The sequence below is a fragment of the Allokutzneria sp. A3M-2-11 16 genome (genome assembly GCF_024213555.1).
GTDB lineage: Bacteria > Actinomycetota > Actinomycetes > Mycobacteriales > Pseudonocardiaceae > Allokutzneria.
The window spans coordinates 168,391-184,144 of record NZ_JANAVO010000004.1; the positions used below are offsets into that span (position 1 = coordinate 168,391).

Here is a 15,754-nt window from a genome sequence, read left to right on the forward strand (position 1 = left end):
GATCACCCCCTTCGCTGACCTCGACGCTAGGAGGCCGGGGTTATCCCGAGGTGGCCGTGTGTTTCCGGCACGCAAACTTGTCCGCACCACGGCGGGCCGGGTCTTGACAGCCCGGGAGTGGCCGTCGCCCGTAGTTTGGGGGTATGGATCTCGTGTGGCCCGCGGGCGCGGAGTTCGACGACCGCGCCCTTCTCCTCGCCGACTCGCTGCCGGTGCTCGCAATCGAACTCGGTGTTCCGGTCCGCTTGGTGCGCGAGGACCCGGGCGCTGGACCGCGCTGGATCTGCCGGGTCGATCCCGATCACGACGGCCCGGCCGTACTGCGCCGCGACGGCGATCTGATCGAATCGGTTGGCCGCACACACGAAGAGATGTGGGAAACGTTCAGCCTGCGGCACACATGGTTGCGGACGGGGCAGGACACCTACGCGACGGACGCCGCCGATCTCGACGAGGCAGTCAACCGGATCATCAACGAGATCCGTTTCAGCTATCCGGCATTCGCTCTGCGCGGCCTGGACTGGGACCAGTTGTGCGAGCACTACGTGCCCGAAGTCCTCGCGGCGGACGATCCTTTCGCGATGTGCCAGGAATGGGTCGCGCAGCTCGGCGACGCCCATACCGCCGTGCACGCTTCCCCACGCCCGCTTTCCCTTCCATACAAGGCATTCCACACGACCTTCACGGACGTTCCCGAGGGCAGCGCGGCATGGGAGGCGGGAGTTCGTCCCGGCTGGCGGCTGGACGCACCGCACGAAGAGGATGTCGCGCGGCGCACCGGAGCATCGCCGCACATGCGTCCCTACGCGATCGGCAGGAGACTGCTTTCCGCAACGGAAAGCCAGGAATGGCGCGCGTTCGGGCCGGGAGGCGAAGACGTCAGGTGGACCGAGAAGCCGACTGGCTTGCCCTTCGGCGACCTGGTGACCTGGCAGAAGGACGGCCGGATCAGGATCGGGCAGTGGGTCGCGAAATCGGGGACCGCGGAGGCGCTCGACACGGCGCTGACCGAACTGGCCGACCGCGCGGAGCTGACGCTCGACCTTCGCGGGAACGTCGGCGGGAATGTCGTGCTGGCGTGGGCGACCCGGGATCGTTTCCTCCGCGAGGAAACCGTTCTCGGCTCGGTGCGCTATTGCGTCAACGGAAAGCTCTCCGAGCCGGTGCCCATGATCGGAAAGCCTTCTAGCGGAGTGCGCTGGGGAGGGCGGCTGACCGTGCTCACCGACCCGATGACCTACTCCGCGAGCGAGGATTTCCTGTCGGGGCTACAGGGACTCGACCACGTCCGGGTGATCGGTGAGCCCAGCGGCGGCGGCAGTGGCAGGCCGCGCACGGTGCGATTGCTCCCGGGCTGGACGCTGAACATCAGCACCGTGCTCACCTACGACCGCAACGGTCATTGCGTGGAGAACTCAGGAATACCCGTCAACGTTTCCAGGCAGTGGCGGTAGAAGCGCTGGGCGTCGACCTTCTTGGCGCACTTGACCAGTCGGCCCGTCTCCGAGCGCACGGTGCGGCCCTGGCTCACGCCGGAGGTCACGACCTCGCAGCGCACGTCCTCGAACTCGCACATCTCCGGTTCGGCGAGGTACGACGTGGTGAGGCTGTCCCAGCAGCAGTAGGCGAACCCGGTGGTCTCGAAGCCGCCGAAGGTCATCGCCAGCAGCGACCCGGCGAGATCGGTCAGCGGAGTGCCGTAGTGCGGGCCGAACGACCGCACGAACTCCGACGTGATCGGCACCTGGTCGGTGGCGTCCAAGGGGAAGAGGGTGATCGGAATCCGCGAGGCGAACACGCGGTGCGCGGCCTGCGGGTCCCAGTAGACGTTCCACTCCGCGGTGCCGTCGTGGTCCGGCTCGTCGACATTGCCGCCGACGTCGACGGCACCGCCCATGAAGACCAGCTCGGCGATCTTGGACTCCACCGCCGGATGCGAGTCCAGGCACCACGCGAGGTTCGTCAGCGGCCCGATCATCAGCAGGGTCACCGGCTCCGGCGCGGCGAGCAGCCACTGGGCCAGCTGCTCGTGCGCGGGCAGCTCCGACACGCGGGCCCTGGGTTCGCGCTGGTTGAGCACGGGTAACGCGTCCGCTCGCAGCGCGTCCACCCGCCACTCCAGCGGGAACGGGTTGGGTCCGGCCAGGGTGCCCTCCGCGACGGGCACGTGGTGCGCGCCCGCCAGCTCCAGGATCTTGCGGGTGGCGGACACCGCGGGCTCGACGAGGCAGTCGGCCGGGGTGACCGTGACGCCCTTGAGCGCGATCCCCCGGTACCTGGTCAGCAACGTCAGCGACAACAGGTCGTCGAGCGCGCCGTCGTGGTCGAAGTAGATCGCTCTGCTCACCGGAGGGATTATCGTCAGGCTTCCCCGAGCAGGGCCAGCTCCTGGTCGAAGTCGAACCACAGCTCTTCCTCGCCCGAGGGCACCAGCAGGTAGCTGTCGTTGAGGAAGTCCGCGAGCACCTCGGCGTCCGCGCCGAACCGGGCCTGACCGGCCGGGGTGCTGAACTCGATCTCCACCAGGTTCATCGGGCCCGCGATCGGCCACAGCCGCACGTCGCCCTCCCCGGCCTCGCCGAGCAGGCCGTCGGCGAGCAGGTCACGGGCGAGGAGCCACTCGACGCTCTTTCCGCGCACCGGGTTGAACAGCATGCGGATCGCGTAGGGGTCCCGGGTGGAGTAAGCCAGCTCCACCTCCACGGTGACCGCGGGAGCGAGCAGCAGGTTGAACATCGTGGTGGTGCGGATCTCGTCGTGCTCCATGCCATCTCCCTCGTCCGTCGTGCGGCTTCGGGGAGGAGACGCCGATGCCCGCCGTGCTCTGACGCGGTTCGGGCCACGTCACACCCGATCGTGACAAAAAGCGGCCCCGCTCACAGTCGGAGCGGGGCCGCCGTTGCCGATTCGTGGTCTTCAAGTACCCCGTACCCCCGCTCCGGCGGTCGCTAACAGCTACACACCCTGTACGGGGTTTGTCGCGGTTAGCGACGGTGGGGAGGGGGGTCGGGGGTACTTGAAGACCGCCCTACGTCGGCGTCAGTTGGTATCGCCCGCGAGGGAGAAGGAGCGGAGGCGGTGCGTGGCGGAGACGGTGCCGAGGAGTACGAAAACGCCTGCCATGACCGCCGCCGTCGTCACCGACAACGTGCTCTGCAACAGCGGGTTGCCCGCGATGGTGTCGGTGATCGTGCTGGAGAACTGGCGCACGCTGAGCACCTTCGTGCCGTCCACGTAGGTGCCGAGCAGGTTCTCCCAGATCAGGATGTAGCTCATCCCGATGATCACCGGCCGCCGCGTCACCACGCTCAGCGCCAGGAACAGCGCCGAGTACGCCAGCGCCCCTACCGCGGCTCCGACGAACAGCGCCGTGCCCATGGTCGCGCCGTCTGCGATCGCCCCGGCGACGCCGAGCGGGACGCCCGCGGCCACCGTGGTCACCAGCCAGGCCACCAGCAGCTTCGAGACGATGATGTCCCGGCGCGGCAGCGGCTTGGTCAGGATGTGGGTGATCGTGCCGTCCTCGATCTCCAGGCCGAGCACGCTGCTGCCGACGATCAGCGCGGTGAGCGGCAGCAGCACGCCCAGGCCCATGCCGTTGAGCAGGATCGGTGCCCAGCGTTCCACCGCGACGCCGGTGGTGGTGGCGAACCCGGTCAGCCCGATCAGCAGCACCGGGATCGGCAGCAGCAACAGCGCCCTGCGCCTGCCGAGCAGCGCCCGCAGGGTGATTCGAATGATCATGAGGTTCATGACGCCACCAGGTAGGAGAAGACGCGTTCCAGGGACTCGTCCGAGGGCAGCAGCTGCGAGAGGCGGATGCCCTGCGCCCTGGCCACCTTCGCCAGCTCCCTGGTGAAACCGCCGAAGTCGCTGGCTCGCACCTGCAGGCCCGCCGTGCCCAGCTCCACCCCGGACACCGACGGCAGGCACATCAGCGCGGCGGCCAGGCGCCGGTCGTCGGAGGAGGAGATGACGAACTCGTGCGGGCGGTTGGTCATCAGCCGCCGGATGTGCCGGTAGTCGCCGGAGGCGGCCAGCCGCCCGGAGACGATCACCTGTACGGTGCCGGAGAGCTGCTCGACCTCCTCCAGGATGTGCGAGCTGAACAGGATCGTCCTGCCCTCGCCCGCCATCCGGTGCAGCAGGTCCATCATGTGCATCCGCTGCCGCGGGTCCATGCCGTTGAACGGCTCGTCCAGCAGCAGCACCGAGGGGTCGTGCACCAGGGCCGCCGCGACGCGGGTGCGCTGCCGCATGCCCTTGGAGTAGGTGCCGATCCGCCGGTCCATCGCCTCGCCCATCTCGACCAGGTCGATCGCCCGGCGGGCGGCGGCCTCGGCGTCGGGCAGCTTGTGCAGCACCGCGCTGGCGTGCACGAACTCCCACGCGGTCAGGTAGCCGGGCACGCTCTCGCGCTCGGTGACCAGGCCGAGCGAGCGGTAGACCTCGGGGTTGCGCCAGCTCGGGGTGCCGTTGACCAGCACACTGCCCTGCGAGGGCGCCAGGAACCCGGCCATCATGTGCAGCACGGTGGTCTTGCCCGCGCCGTTGGGGCCGAGCAGGCCGGTCACCCCGGGGCCGATGGTCAGGGTCACGTCGTTGACCGCGACCACGTTGCCGTACCACCGCGACACGGAGCTCAGCTCGATCATGTTCGTGGTCATGCCGACACCTTCCGGTACCTCAGCAGGAGCAGGCCGACCGCGGCGCAGGTGAGCAGGAGCGTCACCACGCCGTGCATCGGTCCCCACACGCCCACGGGGTGGTTGGTCCCCTCCAACAGCCAGTTGTCCACGCCCTGCAGCAGGTTCGCCGGGGTGATCATGCCGACCACCTCGGGGTTGTCGCTGAACTCCGCCAGTCCCTCCGCGATCGGCGCGGTCACCAGGAACAGCGCCAGCACCAGGGTGGAGGCGAAGATCCGCCTGCCGGAGAGCGAGGCCAGCGGCAGCGCGAGCGCGGCCAGCACCACCGAGTGGATCACCACCGCGGCCATGCCCTGGCCGAACTGACCGGCGTGGTCGAGCACCCCCGTCATCCCGTCCTTGGTGGCGAACGCGTTGCCCGCGAACATGATCACCATGGCCGGGCCCAGGGTCAGCGCCACCGAGGAGATCAGCGCAGCCAGCTTGGACAGCGCGTAGTCGGTGCCGCTCAGCGGCCGGGCCAGGTAGAGCGGCATGACGTTGCTGCCGAGGTCGCGGGAGACCAGCTCCGGCGCGACGACGGCGAGCAGGATGATCGCGACGTAGGTCAGGTTGGCGACCAGGTCGACGTAGCCCACCAGCTGGAACCCGGTCTGGGTGCCGACGACCATGATGACCAGCCCGGCGATGCCCGCCGCGGCCGTCAGCGTCCACGGCAGCAGCTTCGCCTTGAAACCGCGGCCGAGGCCGAACGCGGTGCGCAGGCTGTGCACGTACAGCGACCACATCGCGTAGCGCCTGCCGAGCCGCTGGCCCTGGTAGCGCTGGTAGCCGATGTCGTGAATGACACCCTCAGGCGTGCTGGACATCGCCCACCTCCGATCCTGCGACGGGGTCCCGGAACAGGTCCGCGACCTGGTGGCGGCGCTGCTCCAGCCGGTGCAGCGACAGGTCCAGGTCGACCACGGCGTCCCGGATCACGTCGTAGGTCTTGTCGTCGTCGAAGCGCACCAGCAGTTCCCTGCCCTGCTCGCGGACTTCGAGCCCGGCGGCGGCCAGGCGCGCGACGAGCTCGTCGACCCGCTCGTCCACCTCGACCGCGAGGACGCCCTTGTGCTGGGTCATCGCCGACAGCGAGTCCGAGCGCAGCAGCCGCCCGCCCTCGATCGCCACGAGCGAGGTGCAGATCCGCTCGATCTCCCCCAGCAGGTGCGAGCAGACCACCACGGAGATGCCGAACTCGGTGCCGATGCGCTGCACCAGGCCGAGCATGGCCTGCCGGCCCTCCGGGTCGAGCCCGTTGGTCGGCTCGTCCAGCAGCAGCAGCTCCGGGTCGTGCACCAGCGCCTGCGCGAGCTTCACCCGCTGCTTCATGCCGGTGGAGTAGCCGCCGATCGCCCGGTAGCGCTCCTCGTAGAGCCCGACGTGGCGCAGCGTCTCGGACGCGCGTTCCCGTGCGGTCGCCGCGGGCAGCCCGGACATCCGCCCCATGTGCGTCACGAACTCCGCCGCGGTCATGTCCGGTGGCAGGCAGTCGTGTTCGGGCATGTAGCCCACCTGCGACCGCACCTGCTCCACATCGGTGAGGGGGTCCAGCCCCAGCACCCTGATCCGCCCCGCCGTCGGTGCGATCAACCCCAGAGCCAGCTTGATCAGCGTGCTCTTCCCCGCCCCGTTCGCACCGACCAGCCCGACGACGCCGGGCTCGATGCTCACCGTCAGGTCGGCGAGGGCGAGTGTCCCGCCGCCGTACCGTTTTTCGAGCGATTCGCTCTCGATGAGTGTCACGGTGTGCACACTACGGCCGGCGGCCGGGGGACCACATCGGGTTCGGCCCTGGGAATCCCCCTAAGGGCTTGCCCTATTTTCACGACGATCGCGTTGTCCCGCTGGGGAATCAGCTCTCCGATCACCACTCCGCCGGAGACCTCGCCCGCGACCAGTAAACCACCCGAAGTCTGAGAGTCTGTCAGCAACAGCGCCTCCGTTTCTTCCACTGTGGACAGATCAACGTGCGGCCGCACCCAGTCGAGGTTCCGACGGCTCCCACCGCTGACGAAACCGTCCCGCACCGCCTCCCTGGCACCGTCCAAATAGGGCACCGCTGCGGCGTCGACCACCGCGCTCACCCCGCTGGCGCGGACGAGCTTGTACAGGTGCCCGAGCAGCCCGAACCCGGTGATGTCGGTGGCACAGGTGATTCCGGCGGCCACCGCGGCCACCGAGGCGTCCCGGTTCAGCGCGGTCATCGCCTCGACCGCCTGCGGGAAGACCTCGCCGGTGGCCTTGTGCCGGGTGTTGAGCACGCCGATCCCCAGCGGCTTCGTCAGCGACAGCGGCAGCCCGGCGCGGCCCGCGTCGTTGCGCAGGGTCCTTGCGGGGTCAATGATTCCGGTGACGGCCATGCCGTACTTGGGCTCCGGGTCGTCGACGCTGTGCCCGCCCGCGACGTGGCACCCGGCGGTGGCGGCGACGTCCCGCCCGCCGCGCAGCACCTCCGCGGCCAGTTCCATCGGCAGCACCTCCCTGGGCCAGCCCAGCAGGTTCACCGCCACGACCGGCGTGCCGCCCATGGCGTAGACGTCGGAAAGCGCGTTCGCGGCCGCGATCCGGCCCCAGTCATAGGGATCGTCGACCACCGGGGTGAAGAAGTCGGCGGTGGCGACCAGCGCCAGGTCCGGCCGCACGCCGACAACGGCCGCGTCATCCCCGGTGCCCAGACCGACCAGCAGTTCTCCGGCGGGATGCTCCGGCCGCGCCCCGGTCAACCCGGCGACGATCTGCTCCAGTTCGCCCGGCGGGATCTTGCAGGCGCACCCGCCGCCATGGGCGTATTGGGTGAGACGGTAGGAGATCATGCGGTCATCGTGTCAGGATGGTCTTGTGATTCGGGGAGGTGTATCCGGTCTGGTGACCGGCGCGGTCTTCAAAACCGTTGAGCGGCAGCACCTGTCGCTGGCGGGTTCGATTCCCGTCCACCTCCGCTTGCCGGGCCTGCCATGACGGACCCGCGGCGGAACATCCCGCGCACCGACGCCCTCCTCTCGTCTTTCGCCTACGCTGTTGGAGAACTCGGCACGGCCACCGTGAAAGCGGCGATCGTGGCTGCGCAGCAACGGGCTCGCGCCGGCGAGATCGCTCCGTCCGAAGTGGCCTCCGCCGTCGCGGCGGCACTGCCGGCAGGTCCGCGGCGCGTGATCAACGCGACCGGGGTCGTCGTGCACACCAACCTCGGCCGCGCTCCCCTGTCGCCCGCGGCCCGCGCTGCGATCGACGCCGCCGCGGGCACCACGGACGTCGAGTTCGACCTCGCCACCGGGGCGCGGGCGCGACGCGGGCGGAGTGCGCTCGCGGCGCTCGCCGAGGCCGTGCCGGACGCGGGCGGAGTGCACGTGGTCAACAACAACGCTGCGGCTTTGCTGTTGTGCGCCTTGGCGTTCGCACCGGGTCGGGAGATCGTGATCAGTCGTGGAGAACTGGTCGAGATCGGTGACGGCTTCCGCATCCCCGAGCTGCTGCGCTCCACCGGCGCGCGGTTGCACGAAGTCGGGACGACCAACCGCGTCCACCCGCGCGACTACGCCGACGCCGTCGGTCCTTCCACGGGCTTCATCCTGAAGGTGCACCCGTCCAACTTCGAGGTCACCGGCTTCACGTCCACTGTGGACATAGCGGAGCTGACCGGTTTCGGCGTCCCGGTGATCGCGGACATCGGCTCCGGCCTGCTCGCGCCACATCCGCTTCTGCCCGACGAGCCGGACGCGGCGACGGCTCTGCGCGCCGGGGCGAACCTGGTCACGGCGAGCGGCGACAAGCTCCTCGGCGGCCCGCAAGCCGGATTGCTGCTCGGCGACGCCGACCTCGTGGAGCGGCTTCGCCGACACCCGGCGGCCAGGGCACTGCGGGTCGACAAGCTCACCCTTGCCGCCTTGGAGGCCACTCTGCGCGGGCCGCTTCCCCCTGTGCGCCAAGCACTTGAAGCTCCTGTCGAGGCTTTGTTCGAGCGCGCGTCCGCTCTGTCCACGTTGTTGCGCAACGCGGGAATTTCCGCTGATGCAGTGCGCTGTGTGGCGGCCGTGGGCGGCGGTGGCGCTCCGGGTGTCGAGCTGCCGTCTGCCGCGGTGAGCCTACCTGCGGAGTACGCGGAATCGTTGCGGTTGAGCGAAACTCCCGTAGTGGGCCGGATCGAGCGCGGGCGGTGCCTGCTCGACCTGCGCACGGTCCACGACGATTCTCTGTTACTGCAAGCGGTTCTGGGCTGCTGATGCGAGTCATCGCCACAGCCGGGCACGTTGACCACGGCAAGTCCACCCTGGTCCGGATGCTCACCGGCATGGAGCCGGATCGCTGGGCGGAGGAGCGGCGGCGCGGTCTCACCATTGACCTCGGCTTCGCGTGGACAACCCTCGAAGACGGCTCGGAGATCGCGTTCGTCGACGTGCCGGGGCACCGGAAGTTCGTGCCGAACATGCTTTCCGGGATCGGACCGGTGCCAGCGGTGATGTTCGTGGTGGCCGCCGACGAAGGCTGGATGCCGCAGTCCAGCGAGCACCTCGCCGCCCTGGACGCTCTCCGCATCGAGCGCGGCGTGCTCGTGATCACTCGCTCCGACCTCGCTTCGCCGAGCCGTGCGCTCGCTGAAGCGAGGGAACGCCTTGCTGCGACCTCGCTTGCGGGGATCGCGCACGTCGTGGTCAGCGGGGCGACCGGCGCGGGGCTGGACGAGCTGCGTTCGGCCTTGTCTTCGTTGGAGCTTCCGGCTCCGGACACGGCTGCCGATGTGCGGCTGTGGGTCGATCGCTCGTTCAGCGTTCCCGGGGCGGGGACCGTGGTCACCGGCACGCTCACAGGTGGAACATTGCGCGTGGGTGACGAACTGCTGTTAGGCGGTTCTCATGTCACGGTGCGTGGCCTCCAATCGTTGGGGCGCAAGGAAGGTTCGATTCAAGCTGTCGCCCGCGTCGCGGTGAGCCTGCGCGGAGTGGATCGTGACGCCGTCCACCGCGGCGACGCGCTCTTGACGCCCAGCCGATGGCTGGACAGTTCCACTGTGGACGTTCTCGTTTCACACGAATTGCCTTCTCAGGTGACGCTGCACATCGGTTCGGCTTCGGTTCCCGTGAGCGTCCGTCCACTGGGGACCCCTGCGGCACGCCTCACGTTGTCGCGCGCGCTGCCGCTGCGGATCGGAGATCGCTTGCTGCTGCGGGACCCTGGCAGTTCGACGATCGTGGGCGCTTCCGTCGCGGACCTCGATCCCCCTCCGTTGACTCGACGCGGAGCCGCACGGGCGCGCGCGGATGAGCTGGCTTCACCGTTTGAACTCCAGTTGCGACAACGGAAGTTCGTGCACCGGGACCGGCTGCGCGCCATGGGACTGCCGCACGACGGTCCGGAGTGGCGGGTCGACCCGGACCGCTGGGCGAGCTTGACCGAGCGACTCAAGTCCGAAGTGGACAGTTGGCCGCCGCTGGATCCGGGCCTGCCGGTGACCGTGGCACTCCAGCGGCTGAACATGCCCGCGGCACTGATCGGTGACCTGGCGACGGCAGCGGGGTTGCTTGTCGTGGGTGGAAGGCTCCAGCGGTCCGAGAAGGCGGAACTGCCCGCACGCGTCGAAGCCGCGCTGGTGACGCTGACGCGAGAGCTGCGAGCAGATCCGTTCGCGGCGCCGGACGCGCACCGTCTGGCCGAACTCAAGCTGGGGCAGAAGGAACTCGCCGCGGCGGTGCGCGCGGGACGCTTGGTGAAGGTGACGGAAGGGGTCGTGCTGCTGCCGGAGGCCATCGAGCTGGCGCGGCGCGTCCTGGCGCGGTTGGAGCAGCCGTTCACCGTGAGTCAGGCCCGTCAGGCACTGAGTACCACACGCCGCGTCGCCGTTCCGCTGCTCGAAACGCTCAACCGGATGGGCCTCACCGAACGCCTTGCCGATTCCCGGCACGTAGCGCACGTAACGGCTCACGGTCAGTGATCGATAAGCGGCTTGTGGCTGAACAGCAACTAGACCTGATCTCGCCGAGCGGCGGTCGGGTACGGGTGGCGCTCCCGGGCACGGCGCCGGTATCCAGCGTGGTCACGGGCGTGCGGTTCGCCGGTGGGTCTTATGGAACCGGGTTCCAAATGGGACCGCGTGGCTACCACGACTTCGCGTGCACCCACGTCGCCCCGGCAACACCGCGCGAGCGGCTGGTCGTCCACGGCCGCGAAGTGCTGGTCGCGGAGGCGAACGACGGCGAGTCCTCGGTGGCCACGCTGATCGGCACGTACCACGAGCTGATGACCGTCTTCGCCGGACCGGCACCGCGGCGCGACCGGGTGTTCTCACTGTTCAACTCGCTGACGATCACCGACAACAGCGGCGGCATGGTGGTGCGGCCGCGTTCGGCGACGCTGCTCGACACCATGTCCGAGCAGGTCGTCGTGGTGGTGAAGGACTACGGTTCGGTGTCCATTCCCGGCCCCAGGCAGGCGAGTGCGCTCGTGCCGAGGCACGCGGGCGCCCCGACCACGCACGGCGAGGTGTGGAAGGCCGCCTACCCAGGCGGTTTCGCGTTCATCCTGGGCTGTTCGCGCGGCGTGGCCGAGGTGCACCTGACCGGCACCACGCAGGAGCACCTCGACTGGCTCGACGGGATCAACGTGTCGTGGCGGGATGCGAGCTGATGTCTGCTGAACTGGCCTTCTACCTGATCACCTGGGCCGCGATCATCGTGCTGTTCCTCGGGCTCGTCGCGACGCTGCGCGAGGTCCGGCTGCTGCGCGCCGTCGTCATGCGCGACCCGGACGGTTTCGCCGCCGCGCAACCGGATGTGGTGCTCGGCGGGGTGTTCGCCGACGGCACCTCGCGGCCGATCGTCGCCGCCGTGGACTCCGGCTGCCCGCTGTGCCGGGTTGTGGTCGATGAGCTGGCACAACGCGCTCCGCACGCGAAGCTGCTGACGCACGAGTCCCCCTCGGTGTGGAGCGGCGCCGGGCTTGAGATCATCAGCGACCGCGAGGCGTGGCGGGCGGTCTCGCACCTGTCACCGCCGGTGTTGATGCACGTGGACGGCGGCGGGGCCGTGCGGAGGATGACGTTGCCCGTGCGCGTCGAGGAGCTTGACGGCTGGATCGACACCGACTCTGACTTGAAGGGAGCCGTCGATGTCGTTGACGCTCGATCGGATTCCTGACCACGACCAGGCTCCCCCGGCCGCGGAGCCGTCCCGTGCGCTGTCTGGGCTGAAGATCACCGGAGCCCGGCGGACCGTGCTCAAGGCGATGGCGCTCGGCGCGGTGACCTTGGGCGCGTCGGCACTGAGCTGGCCGAGGGCCGCGCGGGCCGAGACCGGCAAGTACGGCATGCAGGGGTGGGACCGCAACGACTGCAAGGACGCCTATCCCGTTGGCTACGAGGTGAAGGGCGACACCAGCGGCGCCTACGTGAACACCTACGGCGCGTGCTTCAACGGCGCCTGGCGGGGCAGCACGTTCTGCGACGGCGGCTGGCACAAGTACGGCACGTGGAACGACAACGGCATCCAGGCCGACCACGCGCCGACCGCAACCGCTTGTGGCACAACGACAACGAAGAACGCGTGGAAGTGGACCACGCCGGACGGGATCGTCTACCGCTGCTCTGACGGCTTCACCACGTACTGGGGCGGCGGGCACACCGGGCAGACCTACCTGACCATTTGCCGGGCGATCGTCTGACATGCGGTGGCACCCGTTGACGATCGCCGTGGGCGTCCTGCTCGCGGCGATCGCCTGCGCGGTGTGGTGGCCGCCGTCGATGTGGCTGCTGATGGGCGCGGCCGCGGGCTTCGCCACCAGCGGCAGCACTTGAAGCAAGAACTCGGCATTCGTGCTGAGCTCGCCGGTCCGGCGAGGTTCCCCTCTGGTGGCGTTCTGCGCCGGTCTCGTCGTCGGCGGTGCGCTGACCGCGACGGGTCTGGTCGTCGTCGGGTCCCTGATCCGCGCGCCACTACCCGACGCTGTCCGCTGGTCGATCGTGGCCGCGGCCCTGGTTCCCGTGCTGCTGCGGGATTTCGGCGTGCTGTCCTTCGCACTGCCGGAGAACCGCCGCCTCGTGCCGGAGAGCGTGTTCCGCCTGGGCCCGCACCTCGGTCCGCTCCAGTTCGGCATCGAGATGGGCACCGCGATGCGCACCTACCTGCCCAGCGGGCTGCCCTACATCGGCGGCCTCGTCGTGCTGCTGTTCGCGCCGCTGCCGCTGGGGTTGTGCGCCGGGGTGGGCTTCGGCCTCGGGCGGGCGCTGATGACCACGTCGAACGTGCGCTACCGCGGCGATTGGGACGCTGAGTGGGCCCGGCACGCCCGCACGCTCGCCGCCCTGATGACCGCCGCCTTCGTGCTCGGCCTGCTCATCCTGTCGTAACCCACGCAGCGTCGCTTTCCCGTTTCGTGCTTTTGGCAGGAGGCCTCACGTAGGCAGTTCCTCTGAGGGGATGTACCCGCAGGCGAGCGGCCCGCGAGGGGGTGGCACCGAGGGGCTTGGGGCGCGCTTGCCCGCACGCTGGGCGTGATGCCCTTGAGTGTCGGTCCCGACTACCGCACGACTAGCCCCAACGCCATGCTGCGCCGCACCCCGACTAGTGCCATAGGAGACGAGATGCGCGGGCGCATGCTGACCGACCTCGGCAGCTACGCCGTCGGTGCAGTTGTCGAATTGGGCAAGCGGAGAGCCGAACGGCTCTTGCACCACACGCAAGCAGCAGTTCGTGAAGAAGAAAAATCCCAGGGGCACAAAAGTGCAGGTGACAGGGGTGGCCTAGTGGGCTAGGCCACCCAGCGCAAAGTTACCATTCAAATGGTAATCTGGTTTTATCTTGCCAGCGGTGCAGGATGCGAGACGGCGGCCTAGTGCACGCACCAGGCCGCCGTCCTACAGTTACTCCAGGTCTGTCCACCAGCCAAAGTAGTCGACCCGGAGTATCACGAGCAGAAGCCTGGCAGCCCAGCTGACCAGGCTTCTGCCATGCTTGGCGGTAAAGCTCCGCGCTCGCGTGAGCACGCGCTTGACCCTCAAGCGGGCAGGCTCTTGGCCACCCGAGTCGTTCGACTTCCTCTCATTCGATCTGGGCAATCTTCACCCTCTTTCACCACTGCAAGCCACCCGTGTGCGACCTACAAGGGCTTGGTGCCGCCTGCGGCTCGCGAACCCGCAGGCAGAGAGAGCAAATTTTCCCAGCCGTCATGAGAATAGCCGAACCATTGGGCCACCTGCGGCGCCGGTCTACCTTGCGGGCTCTCGCAGGAGGAACTGGACCGCAACTTACCAACAACGTTGTCCAATGAAAGGGACAGGAAAGAGGCGTCATGAGGGCCGAATGTCCAGTAACTGTCCAGTCATTGGGCTTGCAGTTGCGCATCGAATCTGCTAGTCGTCACTCATACGAGTGGAATTGTTCTCGGCGAGTCCGCGACATGACCGCCGCATTCGTGCTCAGCCTGCTCCTCCTGTCGTGAAGCTTTTCGGCGTATGCCAACCAGCCGCCGCTCGGTGTCAGACCCGGCTCGCATGCTGGCGTGAGCACCTTGTCGCAGAGGGGGACGCACCATGGAACACACATCCGCGGGGGACGTGAGTGCCGCGCTCAGCTCGCTGGCCGAAGTCATCGACCAAGGCACCGGGCGAGCGAACGGACTGCGCGAGTCGGTCGAACAGATGCAGGCGCAGCTCGGTTCTGCCTGGGCGGGATCGCAGCGGGACGAGGTCCACAACGCCCTGGCCAACACCCACGCCGCCGTCGAGATGGTCACCAGTGGGCTGCACCGCCTGCGGCACTGCGCGACCCTGCTCCGCATGTCGGCGACGCAGTACTGACGCCGTGTCGTACTTGACCGAGGTCTACAAGAGGCTGCGTGCGGCCCGCGACGCCAGTCCCGCGAACGAACTTCGCGCACTCGCGCGCCGCATCCTCGACGAGCATCGACCGGGTTTGGCCGCGGTGTCGGCGGGCAGCGAGAACTCCACGCTGTACGACGTCCGGCAGGGCTTGGAGACCGCCGCCCAGGACTTCCTCGACGCCGCCAACGCACTCGACCAGGTCACCGAGAAGATCAACGCCTATGTCGGCGACGTCTTCCTCACCGGGTCTCCTCCAACAACCCCCTGTGCGGCGCAGGACCGGGAACCCGCCGAGCGCAGCGTCAGCGTCCCGCACCCGGCCCGCGGGCACGCGCCGGACGGGATCGGTGAAGCCCTCGATCACGCCCTCACCAAGGATTGGGCCGTCAACATCGCCCGCCGACTGCCCGAGCGCGTCGGTCCGCGTGACCGAACCACCGGATTGGGTGTGCTCGGCGACGGTTCACACGTGGAGGTCGTCAGCGGCGGGGACCAGGATGCCGTCCAAGCCGAGCTGATCCTTGTCAACGCCTCCCACTTCCCGCGTCCGCGATCGCAGACAGGCGGCTTCGACACGGCGAAGCACGTCGAGACGAAGATCGCCTACCGAATGCGCGAGCAGGGCATCACCTACGCCGCCGTCGTGATCAACAACGAGATCTGCGACGGTGTGTACGGCTGCACGTACGCCGTCCCGGCGATCCTGCCGCGCGGCTACACCCTGGTCGTCTGGGAGCCAGGCGCCACCAAACCGATCCGTCTTCGCGGGAAGGCCCAACCATGAGCAGCGGCGCCGAGCTGATTCTCAGCGCGATCATCGACAACCGCTTCGTCTACGCGCGCACCGGCGCGGAGAAGGCCGAGGTCATCGATCGAGTGGTCGATGACGCACATCCCCGGTGGGCGAGCCTGCTCTACCTCTGGGACCGGCCCTGCCGCAGCATGCGCGCACACGACGTCGAGGAGAACGAGTTCCCGCGGCACCAGATGCGGGTGCACACCTCTCCAGAAGAGGGCTGGGGCGCGATCAACTTCTCCGACGAGGAAGCCGCCTGGGACACCCACAACCCCGCGGTCCCGGACGAGGCGCCACCGATGTACTTCGACCCCGGCCACGGAACCGAGTTCGACCGCAGTGCCACCATCCGACTCGACCTCGTTCGTGCGGCAGTCAGGGAGTTCACCGTCACTGGTGCTCGCCCTACCTGTGTCGCTTGGCAGGCGGCACGGCTGATCTAGTGGCTCGGTTGCC

Annotated in this window: 17 protein-coding genes and 1 tRNA gene; 11 read left to right on the top strand and 7 right to left on the bottom strand. The window is 68.6% G+C overall.

The genetic code is table 11. The features are described 5' to 3' along the window. Positions 1 to 143: 143 nt before the first annotated feature. Complete coding sequence (locus NLX83_RS25075) at positions 144 to 1,454, top strand: S41 family peptidase (protein ID WP_254237608.1); 1,311 nt, start codon at positions 144 to 146, stop codon at positions 1,452 to 1,454. Here the strand turns inward: NLX83_RS25075 and NLX83_RS25080 are convergent. The 7 genes from NLX83_RS25080 to selD form a co-directional block, all read right to left on the bottom strand. After that, positions 1,400 to 2,347, bottom strand: coding sequence for a nucleoside hydrolase (locus NLX83_RS25080; RefSeq protein ID WP_254237609.1), 948 nt, complete (start codon positions 2,345 to 2,347; stop codon positions 1,400 to 1,402). The two genes, NLX83_RS25075 and NLX83_RS25080, sit on opposite strands and share 55 nt — an antisense overlap. 14 nt (positions 2,348 to 2,361) lie before the next feature. After that, positions 2,362 to 2,766 carry an SsgA family sporulation/cell division regulator gene (locus NLX83_RS25085; RefSeq protein ID WP_254237610.1) on the bottom strand — a complete coding sequence of 135 codons (405 nt, stop codon included), beginning with the start codon at positions 2,764 to 2,766 and terminating at the stop codon, positions 2,362 to 2,364. Positions 2,767 to 3,039: 273 nt separating this feature from the next. Then, complete coding sequence (locus NLX83_RS25090; RefSeq protein WP_254237611.1) at positions 3,040 to 3,744, bottom strand: ABC transporter permease; 705 nt, start codon at positions 3,742 to 3,744, stop codon at positions 3,040 to 3,042. A gap of 5 nt (positions 3,745 to 3,749) precedes the next feature. Next, positions 3,750 to 4,667, bottom strand: coding sequence for an ABC transporter ATP-binding protein (locus NLX83_RS25095; protein WP_254237612.1), 918 nt, complete (start codon positions 4,665 to 4,667; stop codon positions 3,750 to 3,752). Further along, a complete protein-coding gene (locus tag NLX83_RS25100) occupies positions 4,664 to 5,518 on the bottom strand; it encodes a hypothetical protein (RefSeq protein WP_254237613.1) in 855 nt (284 codons plus the stop codon). The genes NLX83_RS25095 and NLX83_RS25100 overlap by 4 nt, the downstream gene beginning before the upstream one ends. Then, a complete protein-coding gene (locus NLX83_RS25105; protein ID WP_254237614.1) occupies positions 5,502 to 6,437 on the bottom strand; it encodes an ABC transporter ATP-binding protein in 936 nt (311 codons plus the stop codon). The genes NLX83_RS25100 and NLX83_RS25105 overlap by 17 nt, the downstream gene beginning before the upstream one ends. Continuing rightward, the gene (selD, locus tag NLX83_RS25110; protein WP_256564370.1) at positions 6,434 to 7,507 is read right to left on the bottom strand and encodes a selenide, water dikinase SelD; all 1,074 of its coding nucleotides are present in this window, start codon (positions 7,505 to 7,507) and stop codon (positions 6,434 to 6,436) included. The genes NLX83_RS25105 and selD overlap by 4 nt, the downstream gene beginning before the upstream one ends. 34 nt (positions 7,508 to 7,541) lie before the next feature. Here selD and NLX83_RS25115 point away from each other — a divergent pair. The 10 genes from NLX83_RS25115 (at position 7,542) to NLX83_RS25160 (ending at position 15,741) form a co-directional block, all read left to right on the top strand. After that, positions 7,542 to 7,634 (top strand) — tRNA-Sec (locus NLX83_RS25115). Positions 7,635 to 7,648: 14 nt separating this feature from the next. Further along, positions 7,649 to 8,914: an L-seryl-tRNA(Sec) selenium transferase gene (gene selA / locus NLX83_RS25120; protein ID WP_254237615.1), complete on the top strand. Its 1,266-nt coding sequence runs from the start codon at positions 7,649 to 7,651 to the stop codon at positions 8,912 to 8,914. Further along, entirely contained in the window at positions 8,914 to 10,620 is a 1,707-nt protein-coding gene (gene selB, locus NLX83_RS25125) for a selenocysteine-specific translation elongation factor (protein WP_254237616.1), read from the top strand. Before selA ends, selB begins: the two co-directional genes overlap by 1 nt. 149 nt (positions 10,621 to 10,769) lie before the next feature. Then, complete coding sequence (locus tag NLX83_RS25130; RefSeq protein WP_254237617.1) at positions 10,770 to 11,312, top strand: hypothetical protein; 543 nt, start codon at positions 10,770 to 10,772, stop codon at positions 11,310 to 11,312. Beyond that, positions 11,312 to 11,821 carry a hypothetical protein gene (locus NLX83_RS25135; RefSeq protein WP_254237618.1) on the top strand — a complete coding sequence of 170 codons (510 nt, stop codon included), beginning with the start codon at positions 11,312 to 11,314 and terminating at the stop codon, positions 11,819 to 11,821. The genes NLX83_RS25130 and NLX83_RS25135 overlap by 1 nt, the downstream gene beginning before the upstream one ends. Then, the gene (locus NLX83_RS25140; RefSeq protein WP_254237619.1) at positions 11,793 to 12,344 is read left to right on the top strand and encodes a hypothetical protein; all 552 of its coding nucleotides are present in this window, start codon (positions 11,793 to 11,795) and stop codon (positions 12,342 to 12,344) included. Before NLX83_RS25135 ends, NLX83_RS25140 begins: the two co-directional genes overlap by 29 nt. Before the next feature lie 187 nt (positions 12,345 to 12,531). Next, a complete protein-coding gene (locus tag NLX83_RS25145) occupies positions 12,532 to 13,029 on the top strand; it encodes a hypothetical protein (RefSeq protein WP_254237620.1) in 498 nt (165 codons plus the stop codon). 1,182 nt (positions 13,030 to 14,211) lie between these two features. After that, on the top strand, positions 14,212 to 14,478 hold the full coding sequence (locus tag NLX83_RS25150) for a hypothetical protein (RefSeq protein WP_254237621.1): 267 nt from the start codon (positions 14,212 to 14,214) through the stop codon (positions 14,476 to 14,478). Between the two features lie 4 nt (positions 14,479 to 14,482). Next, positions 14,483 to 15,286 carry a DddA-like double-stranded DNA deaminase toxin gene (locus tag NLX83_RS25155; protein WP_254237622.1) on the top strand — a complete coding sequence of 268 codons (804 nt, stop codon included), beginning with the start codon at positions 14,483 to 14,485 and terminating at the stop codon, positions 15,284 to 15,286. Continuing rightward, positions 15,283 to 15,741, top strand: coding sequence for an Imm1 family immunity protein (locus NLX83_RS25160; protein WP_254237623.1), 459 nt, complete (start codon positions 15,283 to 15,285; stop codon positions 15,739 to 15,741). Before NLX83_RS25155 ends, NLX83_RS25160 begins: the two co-directional genes overlap by 4 nt. The last annotated feature ends 13 nt before the right edge of the window (positions 15,742 to 15,754 follow it).